We start from the raw sequence: 23,145 nt of genomic DNA on the forward strand, positions 1-23,145 counted from the left end.
TCGATTTTAAATTAGGTGTTCGGATAGAGCACTACACAAGGATGCAGCCAACAACGTCTGCTTTTGAATTAAAGCTAAGTTACGGCTCATATGCTCAGATTACTGAGCCAGTTTTGAGGTTTATATAATGCAAGTTACTGTTGAAACGCTAGAAGGCCTAGAGCGCCGTCTTAATATTACTGTTCCTGCTGCTAACATCGAAGATGCAGTTACAGCTGAACTACGCAACATCGCGAAAAACCGTCGTTTCGATGGTTTCCGTAAAGGCAAAGTGCCAATGAAGATGGTTGCTAAAATGTACGGCAAAGCAGTACGTCAAGACGTGATGGGCGAAGTAATGCAACGTCACTTCATCGAAGCGATCGTTAAAGAGAAAATCAACCCAGCTGGCGCACCTACTTTCGCACCAGTTGAAAACAACGAAGGCGCTGACCTAGTATTCAACGCAACTTTTGAAGTTTACCCAGAAGTTGAGCTGAAAGGTCTAGAAAACATCACTGTTGAGAAACCAGCAGTAGAAGTTAAAGAAGCTGACGTTGAAGAGATGATCGAAACTCTACGTAAGCAACAAGCAACTTGGACTGAAGTTGAAGCTGCTGCTGACGCTGGTTCTCGTGCAACTATCGACTTCGTTGGTTCTATCGACGGTGAAGAGTTTGAAGGCGGCAAAGCTGAGAACTTCCCACTAGAGATGGGCGCTGGTCGCATGATCCCTGGTTTTGAAGACGGTATCGTTGGTAAAACAGCAGGTATGGAATTCGAAATCGACGTAAACTTCCCAGAAGATTACCACGCTGAAAACCTAAAAGGTAAAGCAGCTAAGTTTGCAATCAAAGTAAACAAAGTTGAAGCTCGTGAACTTCCAGAACTAAACGAAGAATTCGTTGCTAAGTTCGGCGCAACTGACGGCGTTGAAGGTCTTAAAGCTGAAGTTCGTAAGAACATGGAGCGTGAGCTTAAGCAAGCTGTTAAGAACCGCATCAAAGAGCAAGCTATCGACGGTCTAGTTAACGAAAACAACATCGACGTACCTTCTGCTCTAATCGATCAAGAGATCGGTGTTCTACGTCAACAAGCTGCTCAACGTTTCGGTGGCAACACTGAAGCTGCTGACCAACTTCCACGTGAGCTGTTCGAAGAGCAAGCTAAACGTCGCGTAGTTGTAGGTCTTCTACTTGGTGAAGTAATCAAGACTGAAGAGCTAAAAGCTGACGACGAGAAAGTTAAAGCTATCATCGAAGAGATGGCTACAGCATACGAAGATCCAACAGAAGTTATTGCTTACTACGAGCAAAACGAGCAAATGATGAACAACATGCGCAACGTTGCTCTAGAAGAGCAAGCTATTGATGCAATCATCGCTAAAGCTCAAGTTTCTGATAAAGAAGTTAGCTTCAACGAGCTAATGAATCAGCAACCTGCTTAATATAGTAATATCTGACGTAGAAGGTTGACGTACGGTCAACAATTCTGCTAACAATGGTCCGTATGATTTAATCATTCGGGCCATTTATTTTAGGGACATAAGAATATGAGCTACCAAGAAAAAAATACAATGCCATCGATTATGGACGCACTAGTTCCTATGGTGGTTGAACAGACTTCCCGTGGTGAACGTTCTTACGATATTTATTCTCGTCTATTAAAAGAACGTATCATTTTCTTAACAGGTCAAGTGGAAGACCACATGGCAAATCTTGTCGTGGCTCAACTGCTTTTCTTGGAATCAGAAAACCCAGACAAAGATATCTATCTTTACATCAACTCACCTGGCGGTAGCGTAACAGCAGGCATGTCTATCTACGACACAATGCAGTTCATCAAGCCAAACGTGAGCACAGTATGTATGGGTCAAGCTTGCTCTATGGGTGCATTCTTACTAGCGGGTGGTACTCCTGGTAAGCGTCACGTGCTTCCAAACTCACGTGTAATGATTCACCAGCCACTTGGCGGTTTCCAAGGCCAAGCGTCTGATATTCAAATTCACGCGCAAGAGATCCTAACGATCAAACAAAAGCTAAACAAACTATTGGCAGAGCACACAGGTCAGCCTCTAGAAGTTGTTGAGCGCGATACAGATCGTGATAACTTCATGTCTGCTGATCAAGCAGTAGAATACGGCTTGGTGGATTCAGTTCTTAATCACCGCGGTCAATAATTGCAGGGCAATTGTTTAACGCAAAGTGATTCAAATTGATATACACTCAAGCATAGAGAGTTAAGGCTAAGAGGTTAGCGAATGACAGATAAAAGCAAAGAGGGTGGTAGCGGTAAACTGCTTTACTGCTCTTTCTGTGGCAAAAGCCAACACGAAGTTCGCAAGTTAATCGCAGGTCCTTCTGTTTACATTTGTGATGAATGTGTCGATCTTTGTAACGACATTATTCGTGAAGAAATTAAAGATGTTCTTCCTAAGAAAGAATCGGAATCGCTGCCAACGCCGCGTGAGATTCGTGAGCATCTTGACGACTATGTAATCGGTCAAGAATACGCGAAGAAAGTGCTAGCAGTTGCAGTTTATAACCACTACAAGCGTTTACGTAATGGTGATACGACAGCTGAAGGCGTAGAGCTAGGTAAGAGTAACATTCTTCTTATCGGTCCTACTGGTAGTGGTAAAACACTACTGGCTGAAACATTGGCTCGTTTCCTAGACGTTCCTTTCACAATGGCAGACGCAACAACACTAACCGAAGCGGGTTACGTGGGCGAAGATGTTGAAAACATCATCCAGAAGTTGCTTCAGAAATGTGATTACGACGTAGCGAAAGCGGAACGCGGCATTGTTTACATCGATGAAATCGACAAGATTTCTCGTAAAGCTGAAAACCCATCAATCACGCGTGACGTGTCTGGTGAAGGTGTACAGCAAGCTCTACTAAAACTTGTTGAAGGTACAGTAGCTTCAGTTCCACCTCAAGGTGGTCGTAAGCATCCACAGCAAGAGTTCTTGCAAGTGGACACGTCTAAGATCTTATTTATCTGTGGTGGTGCGTTTGCAGGCCTAGATAAAGTGATTGAACAGCGTGTAGAAACAGGTTCAGGTATCGGCTTTGGCGCAGAAGTGCGTTCAAAAGATGAAACCAAAACTATCGGTGAATTGTTCACTCAAGTAGAACCTGAAGATCTAGTGAAATATGGTCTGATTCCAGAATTCATTGGTCGTCTACCTGTGACAACAACACTGACAGAGCTTGATGAAGAAGCGCTAATCCAAATCCTATGTGAGCCAAAGAATGCACTTACAAAACAGTACGCAGCATTATTTGAGCTTGAGGATACAGAGTTAGAATTCCGTGAAGATGCTTTACGTGCCATTGCTAAGAAAGCAATGAACCGTAAAACAGGTGCTCGTGGTCTACGTTCTATCTTGGAGGGTGTTCTACTAGAAACTATGTACGAACTGCCATCTTCAACTGATGTAAGCAAGGTTGTGATTGATGAGTCGGTAATTAATGGTGAGTCAGAACCACTATTAATTTACAGCAACTCAGATAACCAAGCAGCTGTTGCAGAGTAGGTCTTTTTTAGACAAGTCACTCAAATTGAAAAAGGAGGTAAGCAATTACCTCCTTTTTTTTATTCTTCCATTGAATCCAGTCGTTTAAGCCCCATATACTGCTTTATAAGTTAAAGCGGAAGAGAGAAATATATGAACTTGGAACGTTCCGAGCGTATCGAAATCCCCGTGCTACCTCTACGTGATGTAGTGGTTTACCCACACATGGTTATTCCATTGTTTGTTGGTCGTGAAAAATCGATTACTTGCCTTGAATCGGCAATGGAAGCTAACAAACAAGTACTACTTGTAGCGCAGAAAGAAGCGGACACTGATGAGCCTTCAATTGACGACCTATTTAAAGTAGGAACTGTCGCTACCATTCTTCAGTTACTAAAGCTCCCTGATGGTACTGTTAAAGTGCTTGTCGAAGGTCAGCAGCGTGCAAAAATTCACCAATTCAAAGAAAGTGAGTTTTTCTTAGCGGACGCAGAATACGTTGTAACCTCAGAACTTGACGAAAAAGAACAAGAAGTGGTTGTTCGCAGCGCGATCAATCAATTCGAAGGCTTTATTAAGCTGAACAAAAAGATTCCACCAGAAGTTCTAACATCTCTGAACGGTATTGATGAGGCAGCTCGCCTTGCTGATACGATTGCTGCACACATGCCACTTAAACTGGTAGACAAGCAGCACGTTCTAGAAATCTTAGATGTGACTGAACGTCTGGAATTCTTGATGGGCCAAATGGAGTCAGAAATTGACATCTTGCAAGTTGAAAAACGCATTCGTGGCCGCGTTAAGAAGCAAATGGAAAAATCTCAGCGTGAGTACTACCTGAATGAGCAAATGAAAGCGATTCAGAAAGAACTTGGCGAGATGGACGACGCTCCTGATGAATTCGAGACTCTGAAGAAGAAGATCGAAGACTCTAAGATGCCTCAAGAAGCTCGTGAAAAAACCGAGCAAGAACTGCAAAAACTGAAAATGATGTCGCCAATGTCTGCTGAAGCAACAGTAGTACGTAGCTACATTGATTGGATGGTGGGCGTTCCTTGGGCTAAGCGTTCAAAAGTGAAAAAGAATCTAGCGAAAGCGGAAGAGATCTTAAACGAAGACCACTACGGCTTAGAGCGTGTTAAAGAACGTATTCTTGAATACTTGGCAGTACAAAACCGTATCAACAAGCTAAAAGGCCCAATCCTTTGTCTTGTTGGTCCTCCTGGTGTAGGTAAAACCTCGCTAGGTCGTTCGATTGCTGCGGCAACGGGTCGTAAGTACACGCGTATGGCACTTGGTGGCGTTCGTGATGAAGCTGAGATTCGTGGTCACCGTCGTACGTACATCGGTTCACTTCCGGGTAAACTGATCCAGAAGATGTCTAAAGTTGGTGTTAAGAACCCACTGTTCCTATTAGATGAGATCGATAAGATGTCTTCTGATATGCGTGGCGACCCATCTTCAGCACTTCTAGAAGTTCTAGATCCAGAACAAAACAACGCATTTAACGATCACTACCTAGAAGTAGATTACGATCTGTCAGATGTTATGTTCGTGGCAACATCGAACTCGATGGACATTCCTGGGCCTCTACTGGACCGTATGGAAGTGATTCGTCTATCTGGTTACACAGAAGATGAGAAGCTGAACATTGCTAAGAGCCATTTACTGGACAAGCAAGTTCAACGCAACGGTCTTAAGCCTCATGAAATTGAGATTGAAGACTCTGCAATCATCGGCATCATTCGTTACTACACGCGTGAAGCGGGTGTACGTAGCCTAGAGCGTGAAATCTCAAAGATCTGTCGTAAAGCAGTGAAGAACATCTTGCTAGACAGCGATCTTAAGTCTGTAACGGTTAACATTGATAACCTGAAAGAGTACTTAGGTGTTCAACGCCACGACTTCGGTAAAGCGGATGAAAGCAACCGTATCGGTCAAGTAACAGGCCTAGCGTGGACTCAAGTGGGTGGTGATCTACTGACTATCGAGACCGAAGCAATGCCGGGCAAAGGTAAGCTAACGCAAACTGGCTCACTTGGCGACGTGATGAAAGAGTCGATTCAAGCGGCAATGACAGTGGTTCGTTCTCGTGCTGAAAAACTGGGTATCAACTCAGATTTCTACGAAAAACGTGACATTCACGTTCACGTACCAGAAGGTGCTACACCGAAAGATGGCCCGAGTGCGGGTATCGCAATGTGTACTGCACTTGTCTCTAGCTTGACGGGTAACCCGGTTAAAGCAGAGGTCGGTATGACAGGTGAAATTACCCTTCGTGGTGAAGTTTTACCTATCGGTGGCTTGAAAGAAAAACTGCTTGCTGCACACCGTGGCGGCATCAAAACTGTACTGATCCCTAAAGACAATGAGCGTGATTTGGAAGAGATTCCAGACAACGTAATCGCTGACTTGAAGGTGATCCCGGTTCAGTGGATTGATGAAGTACTCAAAGTCGCGCTAGAACGAGATCCGTCAGGGGTCGAGTTTGACGTGAAAAAATAGTGATGCATAGCAAAAATAAGTAAAGAATTACGCTGATAGGCCCGAAAAGGCTTGTCAGCGTTTTTTTTGGACGCTAAGTTATTGATCAAAGCGGCAGCCCTTTTGCAATAAGGCTTGCGGCTAAATTAAAACCAAAATGGAACGTACAGTCATCAGAAGTAGTCACAGATGACACATAGGGGAAAAACAGTGAATAAAACACAACTAGTAGAATCAATCGCAGAAAACGCAGACATCTCTAAAGCTTCAGCTGGCCGCGCTCTAGACGCATTCATCGAAGCAGTTGGCACAACGCTACAATCTGGTGACCAAGTTGCACTTGTTGGCTTTGGTACTTTCAGTGTTCGTACTCGTGCTGCTCGTACAGGTCGTAACCCAAAAACTGGTGAAGAGATCCAAATCGCAGAAGCTAAAGTACCTGGCTTCAAAGCGGGTAAAGCACTTAAAGACGCATGTAACTAATTTTCACTGCTGAAACCTCCATTTAAGAGGGGAAGGCAGTAAAATGCGTTTACTGTTTGAAAAATGATGTTTCATTCTTAAACAGTATGTGTACAAAGCACATTGAACTTATTTAAATTATGCGCATCCTACTGATGCGCATTTCTTTTTCTGATAATATCGCGTGAATAGATTTTTATTTTGAAGCCAATGCTTCATATCCGGAGAGCACTTAAATTATGATGGATCGATTACGCGAAGGCGTGAATAGCATCGCGGTAAAAATTATCCTTGGGTTGATTATCCTGTCATTCGTATTCGCAGGTGTAGGCAGCTACATCACCGGTGGCGGTAACAACGCAGCAGCTAAAGTTGGCAACACAGAAATTGCTCGTGGTGAGTTCGAACAGGCTTACCAAAACGAACGTAATCGTATGCAGTCTCAACTTGGCGATTACTTCGCGCAAATGCTTGCAGACCCTGCTTACGTAGAGTCTTTCCGTAAATCAGTACTTGATCGCATGATCAATGACGTACTGCTTGAGCAGCAAGCTGAGTCTCTAGGCCTACGAATCAGTGATTCTCAAATCCGCACCATGATTCTAGAAATGCCTCAGTTCCAAACGGCGGGTCAATTCGACCAAGAAGTTTACCAATCGGCACTACGTCGTGCAGGTTTCAGCGCAGAGAGCTTCGCTGAATACATGCGTCGTGACCTTATGCGCAACCAGCTTGTGACTGCACTTCAAGGCAGTGAATTCGTTCTTCAGGGCGAAATCGATACTCAGAGCAAGCTTATCGCACAAACTCGTGACATTCGCACAGTGACACTGTCTGTTGCTGACCTTGCAAAAGACATCGAGTTAACTGACGAGCAAATCGAACAGTACTACCAAGAGAACCCAGCAGCTTACACTCGTCCAGAGCAAGCTAAGGTATCTTACATTGAGCTTTCTGCTGAAGCGCTTAAGTCTCAGCTTGAAGTAAGCGATGAAGAAGCACAGAAATACTACCAAGAGCACCTAGACAAGTACTCAACGGAAGAGCAACGTAAAGTTAGCCACATCCTAGTTCAAGGCGATGACGAAGCGAAAGCTCAGGCAATCCTAGACGAGCTAAATGCAGGCGCTGATTTTGCTACGCTAGCGGAAGAGAAATCTGACGACTTCGGTAGTGCAGACGTTGGCGGTGACCTAGGTTGGATTGAGCGCGATGTTATGGACCCTGCATTCGAAGACGCGGCTTTCGCTCTTGAGAATATTGGCGATACTACTGGCCTAGTTAAATCTGATTTCGGCTACCACATCATCAAGCTAGACGAACTAAAAGCGTCTCAAGCTCAGCCTTACACTGAAGTAGCGGCAGAGATTAAGACAGAGCTTCTAGACCAACACGCAGTTGATCAGTTCTACGAGCAACAAACTGAGCTAGAAAAAGTAGCGTTTGAATTTCCAGATTCTCTAGATGATTCTGCAGAAGCTATCAACGCGAAGATCACAACGACAGATTTCATCTCTCAAGTTGACGCTCCAGAAGTTCTGATGACGCCTGCAGTTATGCAAGCTATCTTGAGCCCTGAAGTGAAAGAAGACGGTCTAAACTCGGAAGTTATCGAAGTTGCACCTGAGCACGTAATTGTTGTTCGTGTAGAAGAGACTCGTGATGAGACAGTTCTTCCTCTAGCTGAAGTGAAAGATCAAGTTGTCGCTGCACTGTCTGCTGTACAAGCAGAGCAGCAAGCGGTTGAGCTAGGTGTTTCTCTAGTGAACGAACTTGAGCAAGGCAATGAAGCAGTACTAGCGGACAACAACCTTGAGTTCACTGAACTTGAAACGATTGACCGTAACTCGCCATTAGCGGCATCTGTATTCGCTCTAGCGAAACCAGAAGCAGGTCAAGCTGTGTTCGGTCAATCTAAAGACCAAGACGGTAATATCGTTGTTGTTGAGCTTTCTAAAGTAACGGCTGAGATCAACCCAGCCTACAGCACTCAAATTGGTGCACAGTTGGAGCGAGTTGGTAACCAGCAAGACCTGACTAACGTATTAAACGTACTTCGTAAAAACGCAGACGTTGAATACTACGTAGTGGGTCAAGGTCAGTAAGCGTTTGATTACATCAGTAGCAAGCTCAAGTTAGAGCTTACTACTGAAATCAACACGTGATTGTTAGGCTTTAATTCAGATTTGTGAGCCAACAAACAAGCTGATGAAAATAAGATGTATAACGAAGCGGGTCACTTAGGTGATCCGCTTTATTTTTATCTGGTGATTGTGTTATCTAGCGCGGCAAATGCATAAGTTACGTTTTTTGAACAAAGGAACTATTTATGCGCACGATATATTCAACACTAATTCTTTCATTTCTGATGCTCTTAAGCCCTGCCGTGTTTGCAGACAGCCCAACCAAGGCTGAGCTTTACGAAGGCATTGAGATTACGGTCAACATCAATACCGCGACGGCAGAAGAACTTTCAGCACTATTGGTTGGCGTGGGTGACAAGAAAGCCAAAGAAATCGTCGATTACAGAGATCAGAACGGGGCATTTACTACTGCTGATGATTTGGTGAGTGTCAAAGGGATAGGTGAAGCGACGGTTGAAAAGAACCGCGAAAGAATTCAACTTTGACCCGTTTTTCTACTTGTTAGAAATGAAGCGATAGATATGAAGCCTCCGGCCAATGCACCTGCTAGGTGGGCTTCAATCGCGATACGAGCATTAATCAGTTCACCAGTCGTGCTAGAAGGGCCAATAAGCTGCTCCCAAGCGATTTTAGCGACTAATCCGAATACTAACAGCCAACTAGACTTCCTGCCGTTTAAAGCCTCTCTGAGCGCGAATAAGCCAAACAACCCATGCAAAGTGCCCGATAGGCCAACGTAGATCTGAATACTTGAAAACAACAGAGCGACGCCAGTCACTAAACTGATCACAAGCAAAGCAACAACAAGCTGTTTTTTACTCGGTTGAAACAGGTAGCTGATGATCCACAAGCCTGCTAGATTCATCAGAAGATGCGAGTAGTTGGTATGTGAAAAGTTTCCTGTTAGGATTCGCCACCATTGCCCATCGGCAATCGCATTGCTATCCCAAACGACCCAAGCTTGTATTGGCTCAAATTGGAATAAGACGCATAAAAGTGAAATGAAAATTAAAACAGGGTACACATTAAATCCATGTCTCGTTATTGCCCCCAATGCAGCAAGGCTTTGAAAGCTTGTATTTGTCAGTGGGTTACACCACTCGAATCGAATGTTGAGCTTATCATTCTTCAGCACCCATCAGAAGAGCATCGTCCGATGGGAACAGCGCGTATTCTCTCGTTATCTCTTAATAACAGCGTGACGTTTGTTGGCGAAGACTTTTCAGACAACGAACAACTCAACGCATTGTTGTGCGATGAACAGTATCAACATGTGATTTTATACCCAAGCGAAAACTCTGTTTCAGTTGAGTCGGCGACATCTCCCAATAAGAAGCTGCGTGTGATTTTATTGGATGGCACGTGGAAGAAAGCATTCAAGATGTGGCAAGTATCGAGTAACTTGCATGCGTTGAACACGGTTCATTTACCGAAAGATCTCAAGGGTAATTACCGAATTCGCAAAGCACCCAGTGAAAATAGCCTTTCAACCGTTGAAGCTGGCTATCATTTACTTAGCTTGTTAGAGCGTGATGGCGACTTTAGCCCTTTGCTAACGGCATTTGACCAAATGATTCAGTTTCAAATCAATCAAATGCCGCCGGGCGTGTTTGAGAAAAACTACTTAGATTAAGCCGTTTTAGTAAAGTGAGTCAGGAATTAAAACTCGGTATGAGCTGAGAACAATTGCTGATGCATTTTCTGCGCAAGATCATCAGTCATCGATGAAATGTAATCGGCTATCACGCGCATTTTTCGAGACTCATCTTGATGTTGTAGCCATTGCTTCTTGATGGGCAGTGGCAGCAAGCGTTCAGGATCTGCGCTGAATGCTTCAAACATATCCATGATGATCTGTTGACCTTTGTATTCGATGACCTGAACCTGTGGCACTTGAATAACGAACTCGCTGACAAAGTGTTTCAGCTTATCGAGTGTGCCGTCCATGCTCGGCTCGAGCACCGCATTGTAAGCCAACAGTACATTCTCAAAGTTAGCCTCCACTCGCTTAATCGAGATACTGGTCAACAGTGCGTTGACTATCCCACCAATCGCATCCTTTCGACGATACTGTTCACCAGAGAAAAGCATCTCTGTAATTGAATCTAGGTGTTCACAAATCCATGGGTCGGCCATCTCTTTCAGTTGAGGGTAAGCCGATTCGACCCACTGAGCTTTGGTCACAGAGCCAAGCACAATCGCATCTTCTAAATCGTGCACGCCATACGCGATGTCGTCAGCAAGTTCCATGATCGAACAATCCAGTGACTTATATTTGGTCTTGTTGTGCTCAAGTGGCTCGGTATGCGTTTTTCTTTTCTGTTTTAGGAGCTGTTGGTCGCTGCTTGAAAGCGGTTCAAGCACCCAGTTAAACAACTCTTCATCATGATCGTAGATGCCTTTTGCTGGCATCCAATCTTTAGCTCGGAGTTGTCGTTGATGCTTAACGGGTTCAGACTGCAATTTAGCTTGAACCTCACTCAGCAGAGAAGGGTACTTAATTAGACCTAACAAAGTGCGTCGAGATAGGTTCATCCCGTGATGTTCAGTGTAAGGTTCTAGCTGTGTGACTATGCGAAACGTTTGAGCGTTGCCCTCAAAGCCGCCGTGGTCGCGCATCATGTAGTTGAGTGCGACTTCGCCGCCATGTCCATAGGGTGGATGACCGATGTCGTGAGCCAAACACAGTGAATCAATCAAACTGTCTGAGGGTAATAGGTCTCGAAATTCGGGCTGCTTTTTCTTCAGTTGAGCGACGATACCGGTGCCAAGCTGAGCGGCCTCAAGAGAGTGGGTAAGGCGCGTTCGGTGAAAGTCGTTGACCGTGGTGCCATGGATCTGGGTTTTCGCTTGTAAGCGACGGAAAGCAGCAGAGTGAAGCACGCGCGCACGGTCACGCTGATACGGGCTGCGGTGGTCATCCCGTCTTATTTTATGTTCATCGTCATTTCGATGCTGCCATTCTTGTTCGAGTACAAAGGGTGGTTCGAGTTGAGAATTCAAAATAGCACCTATCAAATTGATTTTATTTAGCTAATTAAAAACAACTTATACCCAGCTAGCTTATCTCGTCTAGTGATAATTCAAAGCTCGGTGCGAATGTGGTGAGAAAGTAGTCCATTTCTGGGCTTTTGCGTTGTTCGAGTGTCTCTTCCAATCGGCGCTTGGCTCGCTCGTATTCATGATTGCCCGCACTGAGCTCTTCCAAGCATTTCAGGTACGCACAGATAGTATCTGCCTGCTTGACGATGCTTTGCTCTTCTTTACTCGCAGTACCAGATATTAAGAAGGGGGCGAAGTCGTCTCTGAACTCTTCTGGCAACATCGAAAGCAGTCTTTGTTCTGCCGCGGCTTCTATTTTCTTATACTCTTGTGCAATATCCGGGTTGTAGTATTTAACTGGCGTTGGCAAATCACCCGTCAGTACCTCACTGGTGTCGTGGTACATGCCAAGCAGAGCAATGTGCTCGGGGTTAAGCTGACCATCAAACTTCTTGTTTTTGATCAGTGCCAAGGCGTGTGCCACGAAAGCAACCTGTAGGCTATGTTCTGAAATGTTCTCGCTTGATACCGAACGCATCAGGGGCCAGCGTTGAATTAGCTTCATGCGTGCGAGATGGGCAAAGAAATGGCTCTGTTTCATAAATGTCCTTTTTAAACAATGCTCCACTCGTATCTTATGTTAACTCAAACCGTACGAGACAGCGGATACAAAAAAGGCTCCTAAACAGGAGCCTTTTAAGCATAGAAGTGAATGAATACAAGTTAAAGTCTTTTAAAACAGCAAATTGTAGCCATCTTTCTTTGTGCTCATTAACCTTCGATGAGGTCGTCTTGGCTGTAAGTCTGTAAGAAGCGCTCTAAACGACCAATTGCGATTTCTAGATCTTCGATGTGCGGCAGAGTCACGATACGGAAGTGATCCGGTTTCGGCCAATTGAAGCCCGTACCTTGAACCAATAGCACCTTCTCTTGCTTAAGGAAGTCGAGTACAAACTTCTGATCGTCTTTGATGTTGTACATGTTGGTGTCGATTTTAGGGAACAGGTACATTGCACCTTTCGGTTTCACACAAGAAACGCCAGGGATCTTGTTGATCAGTTCCCATGCACGGTCACGCTGTTCAAGCAGTCGACCGCCTGGAAGAATCAGCTCATTGATACTCTGATAGCCACCGAGTGCGGTTTGGATAGCATGTTGCATCGGAACGTTGGCACACAAACGCATTGAGGCCAGCATTTCTAGCCCTTCTACATAGCCTTTCGCTAGGTGTTTAGGGCCTGTTAAGAACATCCAACCACCACGGAAACCACATACACGGTAAGCTTTAGATAGGCCGTTGAACGTGACCATTAATACGTCTTCAGCAAGCGTTGCCACTGAAGTGTGTACCGCACCGTCGTAAAGTACTTTGTCGTAGATTTCATCGGCGAAGATGATCAAACCGTGCTCACGAGCAATCTCAACCACTTGTAATAGGAAATCACGGCTGTATACCGCGCCTGTTGGGTTGTTCGGGTTGATAAGAACGATGCCGCGCGTCTTTGGTGAGATCTTCGCGCGCATGTCGTCTAAATCTGGATACCAATCAGCATCTTCATCACACATGTAGTGAACCGGTGTACCACCAGAAAGCGCAACAGACGCTGTCCATAGTGGGTAATCCGGAGCGGGAACTAAGATTTCATCACCATTATCCAGTAGCGCTTGCATAGACATAACGATAAGCTCTGATGCGCCGTTACCAATGTAAACGTCTTCTACATCAAGGTTACGTAGGCCTTTTTTCTGGTAGTGCTGAACAACCGCTTTGCGGGCTGAATAGATGCCTTTTGAGTCGCAGTAACCTTGAGATGTCGGTAGGTTACGGATTACGTCAACAAGGATTTCATCAGGGGCGTCAAAACCAAATGGGGCGGGGTTACCAATATTAAGCTTCAGTATTTTATGCCCTTCTTCTTCCATGCGCTTAGCATGTTTGAGTACAGGCCCCCTGATTTCGTAGCATACGCTGTTGAGTTTTGACGACATCCCGATATTTTGCATTGCCGATTTCCTGAAATTAATTTAAATACTTTATTAAAGTACCGCAAAATGGCGTTTGATAGAATAAAAATCTGATGAATGTCGCATTTCAGTATCACGTTTAGCCTTTTTGTTGTCACTCTTTTCTAAATTTTAATTAATCGCTTTCTTGGTTATTGGCTAAGATGAATAAAGGGGCGGGATCGCTTAAAATCACAGGAATGTTGAAAAGATATAGTACATTCTTGATCTAAGTGGGTACTGCCCATAAAGTATCAAACTAATATAATAATAATTTAGATGTGAACGAGGTCGATTTGTCACATTTCCAGCAAACTATCTCCGCTTTGATTGAGCGAGTACAAAATGCCCAAGCAAGCGAAGTTCGTTGTGTTGAAGTTCTAACGCAAAAACCATCGTTTGCATTTATAGAATGGCTTCATGCTCAACCGCTCTTTCCAAAGTTCTACTGGCAGTCACGCGACACTCGTGAAGAGGTTGTTGCGCTCGGACAGTTACATACGTTTTCAGATCCTGCACCCGCGTACGCTATTCTTGGTGAAGACCAACGAATCTGGGGTGGACGCTCGTTTGATGGGCACACCGCAAAGAACCGTCGCTGCATGGAGTCGTTTTTCTTCCTTCCTCAGGTTGAATTGATCCGCTTTGACAATACTTGGTCGCTGGCGGTTAATTTGTCCCCTGATCGCGTTTCTTCTATTAATGCTTTGAATAAGCTTTCTGTAGAAGCCGCGATATTGGCGCCTGTGTCTGCCCATATTGAACAGATCAATCACGTTCCAGAAAGAGAGCAGTGGGGCAACCTTGTCGATAAAGTGCTGCAAGGCATTAGCGATGAAGAGTACAAAAAAGTCGTTTTAGCACGTAAAACCACACTGCAACTCGATGCGCCTATCTGCGCAGCTCAATTACTTAAAGCCAGCTATCTGCAAAATCACCACAGTTTCCACTTTATGTTGGTGCTGGATTCTAAACACAGTTTCATTGGCTCGACACCAGAGCGCTTATATAGCCGACATGGTACGGAGCTTGATACCGAGGCGCTTGCTGGAACCATTGGTCGCGGAGAGAACGCTACTGAGGATATGGAACTGGCCAACTGGCTTTCTCAAGACAGCAAAAACCTCAATGAGAACCAGTATGTGGTCGACGACATCATTGAGCGTCTCACTCCTCATTCTCAAACGGTCCATGTTGAAAAGGATGCGCGTCTAGTGCGCTTGCGTAAGGTGCAGCATTTGAAGCGCAATATCCATGCTCAGCTCAACAATGGCGTTAATGGTGTGCAGTTGCTTGCTGCCTTACAGCCAACTGCTGCGGTGGCGGGTTTACCTCGTAAAGAGGCGATGGATTTCATTCTTGAACACGAACCGTTTGCACGAGGTTGGTATGCAGGCTCTGTAGGCTATATCAGTCATCAGCGAGCGGAATTCTGCGTGGCGATTCGAAGCGCCTTGATTGTAAACGATCAAGTACAACTGTTTGCTGGCGCGGGGATCGTGCCGGGATCGGTTGCCGAACATGAATGGCAAGAGCTGAACAAGAAGATGTCTACTCTGCTTAGCTTAATTTCAGATCACCCTCCATTGGGTGTCGCGTCATGAATCACGACCAAGCCGTATTAAATAGAGTTTGGTGTCACACGTTACTTGAAGAGCTTGCACGCAATGGCGTTGAACATGTTTGTGTTGCTCCGGGCTCTCGCTCAACGCCGCTAACTCTCGAAGCTGAAGCCAACTCCAAGTTAACCTTACACACGCACTTTGATGAGCGTGGTCTTGGGTTTTTAGCTTTAGGCTTAGCAAAGGCTAGCAACAAACCGGTTGCGGTGATTGTGACATCAGGAACCGCTGTGGCGAATTTGCTTCCTGCGACGGCTGAATCTGGGCTGACACGAGAGAAGCTGCTCTTGCTAACCTCTGATAGGCCCATCGACTTGGTCGACTGTGGTGCCAATCAAGCGATTCAGCAGCATGGTATCTTTTCTTCCCATGTAGAAAGTGCTTTAAACCTGCCAAGCCCAACCACACAGATTTCATTGAATTGGCTTCTAACATCGGTTGATAGCGCGCTTGCGAAACAACGCAATGTTGGCGGTGCGATTCATATCAATTGTCCGTTCCCAGAGCCGCTCTATTCTAAGAGTAGTGCTGAGATGTATGCGGATTATACAAAGAGCGTGGCAGCTTGGAGAGCTTCAACCTGCCTTTACTCGAACACTTATTTGCCCAGTCATTTAATCGCTCAGCCTGTCTCAGCAAGTGATTATGTCGCTCGTAAAGGCGCAGTGATTATTGGTTCTATCGAGAATGAAGCCGCAATTAAAGCCAAGCAGTTTGCGACAGCTTTGGGCTGGCCAGTATTCTGTGACCCTCAATCGGGTGTCAGTAGTGACTGGAAACACTATGATTTATGGATGCAAAGTGACGCAGCCAAAGCACAGCTTAGTCAGTGTGATTTTATTATCCAGTTTGGTGAGCGCATCGTATCTAAGCGTCTTAACCAATGGGTAAAAGAACAAGCTGCCACATTTTGTTCATCGCAGTACATCGTTGTTTCACCAGATGCACATCGTATTAATCAAGATCATCTGCCTCAAACTCATATTGTCGCTGATATCGAACATTGGTTATCAGAGCAACATCTACCAACGCTGTTGGGAGAACATGCTGGCTGGGCGGCATCTTTGGCGGAAGTCGCGAATACGGTTCAGCAGTTAGCGTTGGCGCAAATCTCTAATAACGACCAACTGACAGAGTTGAGCGTTGCCGTTGACTTGTCGTCTAGACTTAAGGGCAGAGAGCTTTTTGTGGGAAATAGCTTGATGGTAAGGCTGGTGGATATGCTGTCATCAATCTCTGCGACTCAAGTCTACAGCAACCGCGGTGCATCGGGCATTGATGGCTTGGTGGCGACGGCTGCGGGAGTGATAAAAGCCAACCAGAATCCTTTGATGATGCTGATTGGTGACACCTCTTTGTTGTACGACCTAAATTCGCTGGCGCTACTTACTCACAGCACAACACCAATGGTTATTGTGGTTACCAATAACGATGGTGGGGCAATCTTTGATTTTTTGCCGGTTCCTGAGCAACAAAAACAGTCTCTATATCAAATGCCTCATGGTTTCAGTTTTGAACACGCTGCTGCGCAGTTCCAACTTGGTTATGCGGCGCCAGAAACTTTGAATTGCTATCAAAACATTATCGAACAACATTTCGAACAGGGTCAGGGTACCTTGCTCGTTGAAGTTAAGACGCCTCCCGAACAAGCGTCTACTTTGCTGAAACAATTCAGTTCAATGCTCACCGAGGCATTAGCCTAAGGACTTTACATGCTTTACTCCAATTATTACCCAGCTGTACAAGAACCTTCCGACAAACCTTTGCTTGTTTTTTTACATGGTTTACTCGGAAGCGGGGATGATTGGAGTGCATGTCATCCATTCCTCGAGAATTTTCCTCTCCTTTGCATCGATTTACCCGGACACGGACAAAGTCGCTTTATCGATCCGGTAGGGTTTGATCATTGCTGCAAGAAAATTGTCCAGTGCATCTCAGCTCAATTGGCGCTAAACGATCTTCCTGCTGATTACCCTATCGTGGTGATTGGCTACTCTATGGGAGGCAGGCTCGCCATGTATGGGGTGACAAGCCCTTGCTTCGAAACACTCAACCTAGAGAAAGTCATCATTGAAGGTGGCAACTTTGGCTTGGAATGTGATGAAGAAAGAGCACAGAGGTTAGTACATGATACGCAGTGGGCTGTTCGCTTTGCGCAGCAGTCGATTGAAGATGTTTTAGACGATTGGTATCAACAAAGCGTCTTTTCTTCACTAAATCATGAGCAAAGACAAACTTTGGTCATAAAGCGTAGTGGTAACCTTGGAGTATCCGTAGCAAATATGTTGTTATCTACTTCGTTAGCTAAGCAACCGGATTTACGTGCCACATTGAAATCTCATGAGCATTTATTGCATTATGTGTGTGGAGAAAAAGATCGTAAATTCATGGATCTAGCTGAGAATAGTGGCTTTGAATATAGTCAGGTCGACTACGCTGGTCATAATGTTCATTTTGAGCAACCAGAGTTGTTTTCAAACTTGATCATCCAATGTATCGCCAGTCGTCGCTAATCTGACTGAGCGGATCTCTAGTCTCAAGCACTATCAAAAGCAGAGCAACACCGTCACGACTACTTGTTAGTCGTGGTCTCTAATAGAACAATGGGAATCACCATGGCTAAAACAGTAGGCATCACAGAAGAAGAACTTTACGCGGCAGTTAACTGGAGCGATGAAAGCAGTCAATTTGAAGATATTCAGTACCACAAGTCTGACGACGGTATTGCGAAAATCACGATTGCGCGTCCTCAAGTCCACAATGCGTTCCGTCCACAAACCGTAAAAGAGATGATCAATGCACTGGCTGATGCTCGTTATGACGAGAAAGTTGGCGTAATCATTTTGACTGGTCTTGGTGAGAAGGCGTTCTGTTCTGGTGGTGACCAAAGTATCCGTGGTGACTACGGCGGTTACCAAGATGACTCAGGTACGCACCACTTGAATGTACTTGATTTCCAACGTCAAATTCGTACTTGTCCAAAACCAGTTATCGCAGCGGTATCGGGTTGGGCAGTCGGTGGCGGTCATGTACTTCACATGATGGCAGACCTTACTATTGCAGCTGAAAACGCGCAGTTCGGTCAGACGGGTCCTAAAGTGGGTTCTTTCGATGGCGGTTGGGGTGCTTCTTACATGGCTCGTATCGTTGGTCAAAAGAAAGCACGTGAAATCTGGTTCTTGTGCCGCTTCTACGATGCACAAGAAGCACTGGACATGGGCCTTGTAAACACCGTTGTTCCTGTTGCTGACCTAGAAAAAGAGACAGTTCGTTGGTGTCGTGAAGTGCTTCAACACAGCCCAATGGCACTGCGTTGCTTGAAAGCGGCACTGAACGCTGACTGTGATGGTCAAGCAGGCTTACAAGAGTTGGCTGGTAACGCAACCATGATGTTCTACATGACAGAGGAAGGCCAAGAAGGCCGCAACGCATTCAACGAGAAACGTCGACCGGACTTCGACAAGTTCCCGCGTAATCCATAGTCTTTCTCCTCTTCAAAATGAGTCGCTAATAGCGGCTCGTTTTGTTTTGATGTTCCCCGTTTTTTAGGAAACTTTATGAACTCAGTGAATTCTCAGCGTCACGCTAAACTTTACCGTTATCAATTACCTATGGATAGTGGTGTGGTTCTTCGTGACAATAAGTTGAACGAACGTGTTGGCTATATCATCCAACTTGAGTGTGATGGTAAAACTGGTTTTGGCGAAGTTGCGCCTTTGCCCGGTTTTAGCCAAGAAGATGCCGAACAAGCTGGCATTCAGCTTCAACACGAATTAGAGCTTTGGAGCCACAATAAGCCTCAAACGCCTTTCGACGAGCTGTATCCTTCTGTCGCGTTTGGCTTTTCAATGGCGATGATGGAATTGCGAGGCGATCTTAACGCTCAAGGTAACTACCAAGCGGCGCCTTTGTGTACAGGCGATCCAGATGAACTGATTCCTGTATTGAATGAGATGGTAGGCGAGAAGGTCGCGAAAGTGAAAGTCGGCCTCTACGAAGCGATTCGCGATGGCATGTTGGTTAGCTTATTCCTTGAGTCGATCCCTGATTTGACTCTAAGACTTGATGCCAACCGTGCGTGGAAGCCAGAGAAAGCGAAGCAATTCATTAAATACATTTCGCCGTCAATGCGCCAGCGTATAAGCTTTATCGAAGAGCCTTGCCAAAAGCCAGAAGACAGTTTGGCCTTTGCCATTGACCATGGTGTGGCGATTGCGTGGGACGAGACACTGCAAGAAGCGGTGCGCAGCCCGGAATTTGATCTTAGCGACCTTACTGGTGTTAAAGCAGTCGTGATCAAGCCAACTCTTATTGGTTCTGTCGAGCGTTGCGTGGCAATCATTGAGCGAGCACAGAAGCTTGGAATGAAACCTGTATTGAGCTCAAGCATTGAGTCGAGCCTAGGTCTGACTCAGATTGCTCGTCTGGCGCAGCAATATTTGCCAAATGAAGTGCCGGGGTTGGATACGATTGGCTTGTTCAAGCAGCAGCTAGAGGTTTCTTGGCCGGGCTGTCAGTTGCCTGTCTCTACGCTTGAAAAGCAACAATTGATTTGGTCTTCTTAGACCGAGCTATTTGAATGGCTATTTAGTTAGCTTAACAAGTTCTTAATCTATTTTTGGTTATCATATGATGCGCCCACAATCTAATCATCCCCCGCTCTGGGTAAAGTGGGCGCAGCAAAACCCACTTCAACCAGCGTTAGTGACCACTCACCGCACTTATACTTGGCAGCAAGTGTTTGTGTTGGTTAGTGAGTACCAACAACAGCTATCTCATCAAGGCCTATCTGAAGGTGATGTACTGACGATTGTTGGTAAGAATCAAGCTGAAGTGATCCCTGTTTATCTTGCCGCACTCAATTTGGGTGTGGTTTGTGCGTTTACGATGCCTCAGCCTAGTTTACGCCTGAAGCAAAAGCTCGATTCCTTATATCAAGCAGATCAACAGAGCTACCTTTGGCTCTTGGGCAATAGCGGAATAGAGCAATCAGAGACTGCCGATTTGAATACTCAGTTGGTGACCTTGCCTTGCCTAAGTGAACTGAAGTTTGATGGTGATGATGAGCAGATAACGACACCTCAAGAATCCAATTTCAATCCGCAAAATCTAGCGAGCATCGTATTCACTTCAGGTTCTACCGGAAACCCAAAAGCGGTCGCTCATACACTTGAGCAGCACCTATGCTCTGCGTCAGGGCTGCTTGAGGTGTTTCGTTATCAACAAGGTGACACGTGGTTACTGAGTTTACCTATGTACCATGTGTCGGGGCTGGCGATAGTTCATCGTTGGTTGGCGGCTGGTGGTTGCATCAAAATAGGCACAGGTCAGCTTGAAACCGATATAGAAGAATGCAGTCATGCTTCATTGGTCGCTACTCAACTACATCGATTGTTAAAGAGTAAGCAAGCACTTACTTTAACGCATGTACTTTTGGGTGGCAGTCATATACCAGAAGCACTTGGGCTCGAAGCTCAACAAATGGGCATCGAAACATGGCTTGGATACGGCATGACTGAAGCGGCTTCAACCGTGACCGCGAAGCCCGTTGATGCCGGCAGCACCGCCGGTTTTGTCCTTAACCATCGCCAGCTAAAAATTGAAGAACAACGTATCTTTATTGGTGGCGAGACGCTCGCGTCCGGGTATTACTATCAAGGTAACTTAACGCCATTAGTTGATAAGAGCGGTTGGTTTGATAGCAAAGATCTTGGTGAGTGGCTTGGCGAACAAGTGTCGATTATTGGCCGTGCCGACAACCAGTTTATTTCTGGTGGTGAGAACATTCATTGCGAAGAAATTGAGCGAGTACTCAATCAATTGTCTGAGGTTAATCAGGCTTTTATTGTTCCCATTGAAGATGATGAGTTCGGATTTCGACCTGCAGCGATTGTCGATTGTGCTGAGTTGCCAACCAAAGAGTGGTTTATCGAGCAGTTAACTGGTCGTCTTGAACGGTTCAAATTTCCTATTGAGTATTATCGAATGCCTCAGCAGGAACAACATGGTATTAAGGTTTCGCGCGCTGGATTGGCGCAGTGGTTACAGCAGACCCGTTCTAAATAGAGCGAAGAGCAATAAAATGAAGCGCAATACACGGTGACTAGTCGTAATTGCGCTTCAGGGGGTTGTGACGGTGGTGAAGCCGTCACAAATTCTTACTGTTTTATCTGGTCATTAAGGGTTTTATCTTTCCAGCTGGTTGTTTAGCTTAAGCGAGTGCCTTCTTCATTTGTTCAGCGACTTTATCTACCTTACCTAGACCAATGATAACTTGTAGACCACCTTTCCCAACCGGTACCACACCTGCCGCACCGAGTTTCTTCAGTTTCTCGCTGTCTGCTGCACCTGAGTCTTTCACAGTTAAGCGTAGACGAGTAATACAGTTATCGACTTCTAGAATGTTGTCTGCACCGCCAACCGCTTCAATGTAGCTGTTGGTTAGGTTAGCCAATGCTTCTGGCGTTTCAGTTTCTTTTTCTGCTTCCATCTCTTCACCACGACCTGGAGTACGTAGGTTGAACTTGATGATAGCGAAGCGGAAAATACCGTAGTAAAGCGCGAAGAACACCACACCTTGAACCAGTAGCATGTACCAGTTAACCGCGAGTGGGTTTTGGCTTGATAGTACTAGGTCAACGAAACCAGCAGAGAAGCCGAAGCCTGCCATCCATTCCATGCTTGCTGCAATGTAAAGCGATAGGCCTGTTAATACTGCGTGCAGTAGGAACAACACGGGTGCTAGGAACATGAAGCTGAATTCTAGTGGCTCTGTGATACCCGTGAAGAATGAAGCCATAGCTGCCGCAAGCATGATTGCGAATACTTGGTTTTTGTTTTTCGCATCAGAACAGTGATACATCGCCAATGCTGCTGCTGGTAGGCCAAACATCATGATAGGGAAGAAGCCCGCTTGGTACATGCCAGTTTTACCTGGAATACCCGTACCGTTAGCGATAGATTGCGCGCCGCCTAAGAAGTTTGGAATGTCGTTAATACCAACAACGTCGAACCAGAACACAGGGTAAAGAGCGTGGTGCATACCTACTGATAGGAACAAACGGTTGAAGAAACCAAACAGACCAGCACCCACCGCACCCATGCTTTCTAGTTTAATACCCAGAACGATCAGAGCGTCGTAAACAGCTGGCCAGATGTAAAGTAGAGCAAAAGAGAGAGCCATACCTGCGATTGAGGTCAGGATAGGAACCAAACGCTTACCGCTGAAGAACGCTAGAGCTTGAGGAAGTTCAACCGTTGAGTAGCGGTTGTAGATCTCAGCAGAGATGATACCCACAATGATACCTACGAATTGGTTGCTGATTTTGCCAAATGCCGCAGGCACTTCACTGAGTTCAACATCCATTAACTGAGCAACAGAGCCCGGAGCAAGTAGCGTGGTGACGACGAGGAACATCACAAAGCCAGACAGTGCCGCAGAACCATTCTTATCACGGCTCAAACCAAATGCGACACCCACCGCGAATAGAACCGCCATGTTGTCGATGATCGCGCCACCAGATTTGATCAAGAATGCGGCTAAGATACTTTCAGAACCCCAACCAACAGGATCCAACCAATAGCCGATCCCCATAAGGATTGCTGCAGCTGGCAGTGTGGCTACGGGAACCATCAATGCCTTACCTACTTTTTGCATATACCCGAGTATATTCATATGTGCCCCTAAGTTTGTAATTAATTTTTTTAATGTTTCTGCTCGTCAACGTATGGAGTCAAATATTGATCGAGGCAGGATTTTAAGTAACTGCGGTTATTAAAAACTTATTTCTTGATGCAAACAAACGAAACGGGTAGTAGTATGAATTAAAATTTTTAATGCATGAGTTCGTATGGCTAACCATCAATCTTTACTTAGAAATCTTCATAC

At 45.4% G+C, this 23,145-nt stretch carries 19 protein-coding genes; 14 read left to right on the forward strand and 5 right to left on the reverse strand.

All coding sequences use genetic code 11. The annotated features are described in order from the left end of the window. Positions 1-127 precede the first annotated feature (127 nt). From tig to AB4512_RS10575, 7 genes are all read left to right on the forward strand, one after another. A complete protein-coding gene (gene tig, locus AB4512_RS10545; protein WP_017060621.1) occupies positions 128-1,426 on the forward strand; it encodes a trigger factor in 1,299 nt (432 codons plus the stop codon). Positions 1,427-1,531: 105 nt separating this feature from the next. Continuing rightward, entirely contained in the window at positions 1,532-2,158 is a 627-nt protein-coding gene (clpP, locus tag AB4512_RS10550) for an ATP-dependent Clp endopeptidase proteolytic subunit ClpP (protein ID WP_004736080.1), read from the forward strand. An 81-nt stretch (positions 2,159-2,239) separates the two neighbouring features. Continuing rightward, a complete protein-coding gene (gene clpX / locus AB4512_RS10555) occupies positions 2,240-3,520 on the forward strand; it encodes an ATP-dependent protease ATP-binding subunit ClpX (protein ID WP_009847283.1) in 1,281 nt (426 codons plus the stop codon). Between the two features lie 132 nt (positions 3,521-3,652). Further along, a complete protein-coding gene (gene lon, locus AB4512_RS10560; RefSeq protein WP_017060619.1) occupies positions 3,653-6,004 on the forward strand; it encodes an endopeptidase La in 2,352 nt (783 codons plus the stop codon). 168 nt (positions 6,005-6,172) lie between these two features. Continuing rightward, positions 6,173-6,466, forward strand: coding sequence for an HU family DNA-binding protein (locus AB4512_RS10565; RefSeq protein ID WP_012604504.1), 294 nt, complete (start codon positions 6,173-6,175; stop codon positions 6,464-6,466). A 218-nt stretch (positions 6,467-6,684) separates the two neighbouring features. Beyond that, on the forward strand, positions 6,685-8,550 hold the full coding sequence (gene ppiD, locus AB4512_RS10570) for a peptidylprolyl isomerase (RefSeq protein ID WP_017060618.1): 1,866 nt from the start codon (positions 6,685-6,687) through the stop codon (positions 8,548-8,550). Between the two features lie 224 nt (positions 8,551-8,774). After that, positions 8,775-9,074: a helix-hairpin-helix domain-containing protein gene (locus AB4512_RS10575; protein WP_017060617.1), complete on the forward strand. Its 300-nt coding sequence runs from the start codon at positions 8,775-8,777 to the stop codon at positions 9,072-9,074. Here AB4512_RS10575 and rrtA read toward each other — a convergent pair. Further along, on the reverse strand, positions 9,065-9,613 hold the full coding sequence (gene rrtA, locus AB4512_RS10580; RefSeq protein WP_017060616.1) for a rhombosortase: 549 nt from the start codon (positions 9,611-9,613) through the stop codon (positions 9,065-9,067). The two genes, AB4512_RS10575 and rrtA, sit on opposite strands and share 10 nt — an antisense overlap. A 9-nt stretch (positions 9,614-9,622) precedes the next feature. On the opposite strand from rrtA, the gene AB4512_RS10585 reads away from it, so the two are divergent. Continuing rightward, complete coding sequence (locus AB4512_RS10585) at positions 9,623-10,222, forward strand: tRNA-uridine aminocarboxypropyltransferase (protein WP_017060615.1); 600 nt, start codon at positions 9,623-9,625, stop codon at positions 10,220-10,222. Between the two features lie 26 nt (positions 10,223-10,248). Here AB4512_RS10585 and AB4512_RS10590 read toward each other — a convergent pair whose 3' ends face one another. The 3 genes from AB4512_RS10590 to AB4512_RS10600 form a co-directional block, all read right to left on the reverse strand. Continuing rightward, a complete protein-coding gene (locus AB4512_RS10590; protein WP_017060614.1) occupies positions 10,249-11,592 on the reverse strand; it encodes an anti-phage deoxyguanosine triphosphatase in 1,344 nt (447 codons plus the stop codon). Positions 11,593-11,647: 55 nt separating this feature from the next. After that, complete coding sequence (gene yfbR, locus AB4512_RS10595) at positions 11,648-12,232, reverse strand: 5'-deoxynucleotidase (RefSeq protein ID WP_372174884.1); 585 nt, start codon at positions 12,230-12,232, stop codon at positions 11,648-11,650. A 170-nt stretch (positions 12,233-12,402) separates the two neighbouring features. Further along, complete coding sequence (locus AB4512_RS10600; protein ID WP_017060166.1) at positions 12,403-13,635, reverse strand: pyridoxal phosphate-dependent aminotransferase; 1,233 nt, start codon at positions 13,633-13,635, stop codon at positions 12,403-12,405. A gap of 296 nt (positions 13,636-13,931) precedes the next feature. Between AB4512_RS10600 and AB4512_RS10605 the strand changes: the two genes are divergently transcribed. From AB4512_RS10605 to menE, 6 genes are all read left to right on the forward strand, one after another. Next, positions 13,932-15,239, forward strand: coding sequence for an isochorismate synthase MenF (locus tag AB4512_RS10605; protein ID WP_372174885.1), 1,308 nt, complete (start codon positions 13,932-13,934; stop codon positions 15,237-15,239). Beyond that, positions 15,236-16,960, forward strand: coding sequence for a 2-succinyl-5-enolpyruvyl-6-hydroxy-3-cyclohexene-1-carboxylic-acid synthase (gene menD, locus AB4512_RS10610; RefSeq protein ID WP_372174886.1), 1,725 nt, complete (start codon positions 15,236-15,238; stop codon positions 16,958-16,960). The genes AB4512_RS10605 and menD overlap by 4 nt, the downstream gene beginning before the upstream one ends. A 9-nt stretch (positions 16,961-16,969) precedes the next feature. Then, positions 16,970-17,770 (forward strand): 2-succinyl-6-hydroxy-2,4-cyclohexadiene-1-carboxylate synthase, encoded by an 801-nt coding sequence (gene menH, locus AB4512_RS10615; protein ID WP_017076764.1) that lies wholly within the window; start codon positions 16,970-16,972, stop codon positions 17,768-17,770. A gap of 102 nt (positions 17,771-17,872) precedes the next feature. Then, on the forward strand, positions 17,873-18,739 hold the full coding sequence (gene menB, locus AB4512_RS10620; RefSeq protein WP_029222208.1) for a 1,4-dihydroxy-2-naphthoyl-CoA synthase: 867 nt from the start codon (positions 17,873-17,875) through the stop codon (positions 18,737-18,739). A gap of 75 nt (positions 18,740-18,814) precedes the next feature. After that, positions 18,815-19,822 (forward strand): o-succinylbenzoate synthase, encoded by a 1,008-nt coding sequence (gene menC / locus AB4512_RS10625; protein WP_017060171.1) that lies wholly within the window; start codon positions 18,815-18,817, stop codon positions 19,820-19,822. 64 nt (positions 19,823-19,886) lie between these two features. Beyond that, positions 19,887-21,323 carry an o-succinylbenzoate--CoA ligase gene (menE, locus tag AB4512_RS10630; protein ID WP_017060172.1) on the forward strand — a complete coding sequence of 479 codons (1,437 nt, stop codon included), beginning with the start codon at positions 19,887-19,889 and terminating at the stop codon, positions 21,321-21,323. A gap of 145 nt (positions 21,324-21,468) precedes the next feature. Here menE and nagE read toward each other — a convergent pair whose 3' ends face one another. Beyond that, positions 21,469-22,914 (reverse strand): N-acetylglucosamine-specific PTS transporter subunit IIBC, encoded by a 1,446-nt coding sequence (gene nagE, locus AB4512_RS10635; RefSeq protein WP_017064077.1) that lies wholly within the window; start codon positions 22,912-22,914, stop codon positions 21,469-21,471. Between the last annotated feature and the right edge of the window lie 231 nt (positions 22,915-23,145).

This window comes from Vibrio sp. 10N.222.52.B7, from assembly GCF_041474275.1.
Lineage (GTDB): Bacteria > Pseudomonadota > Gammaproteobacteria > Enterobacterales > Vibrionaceae > Vibrio > Vibrio crassostreae_C.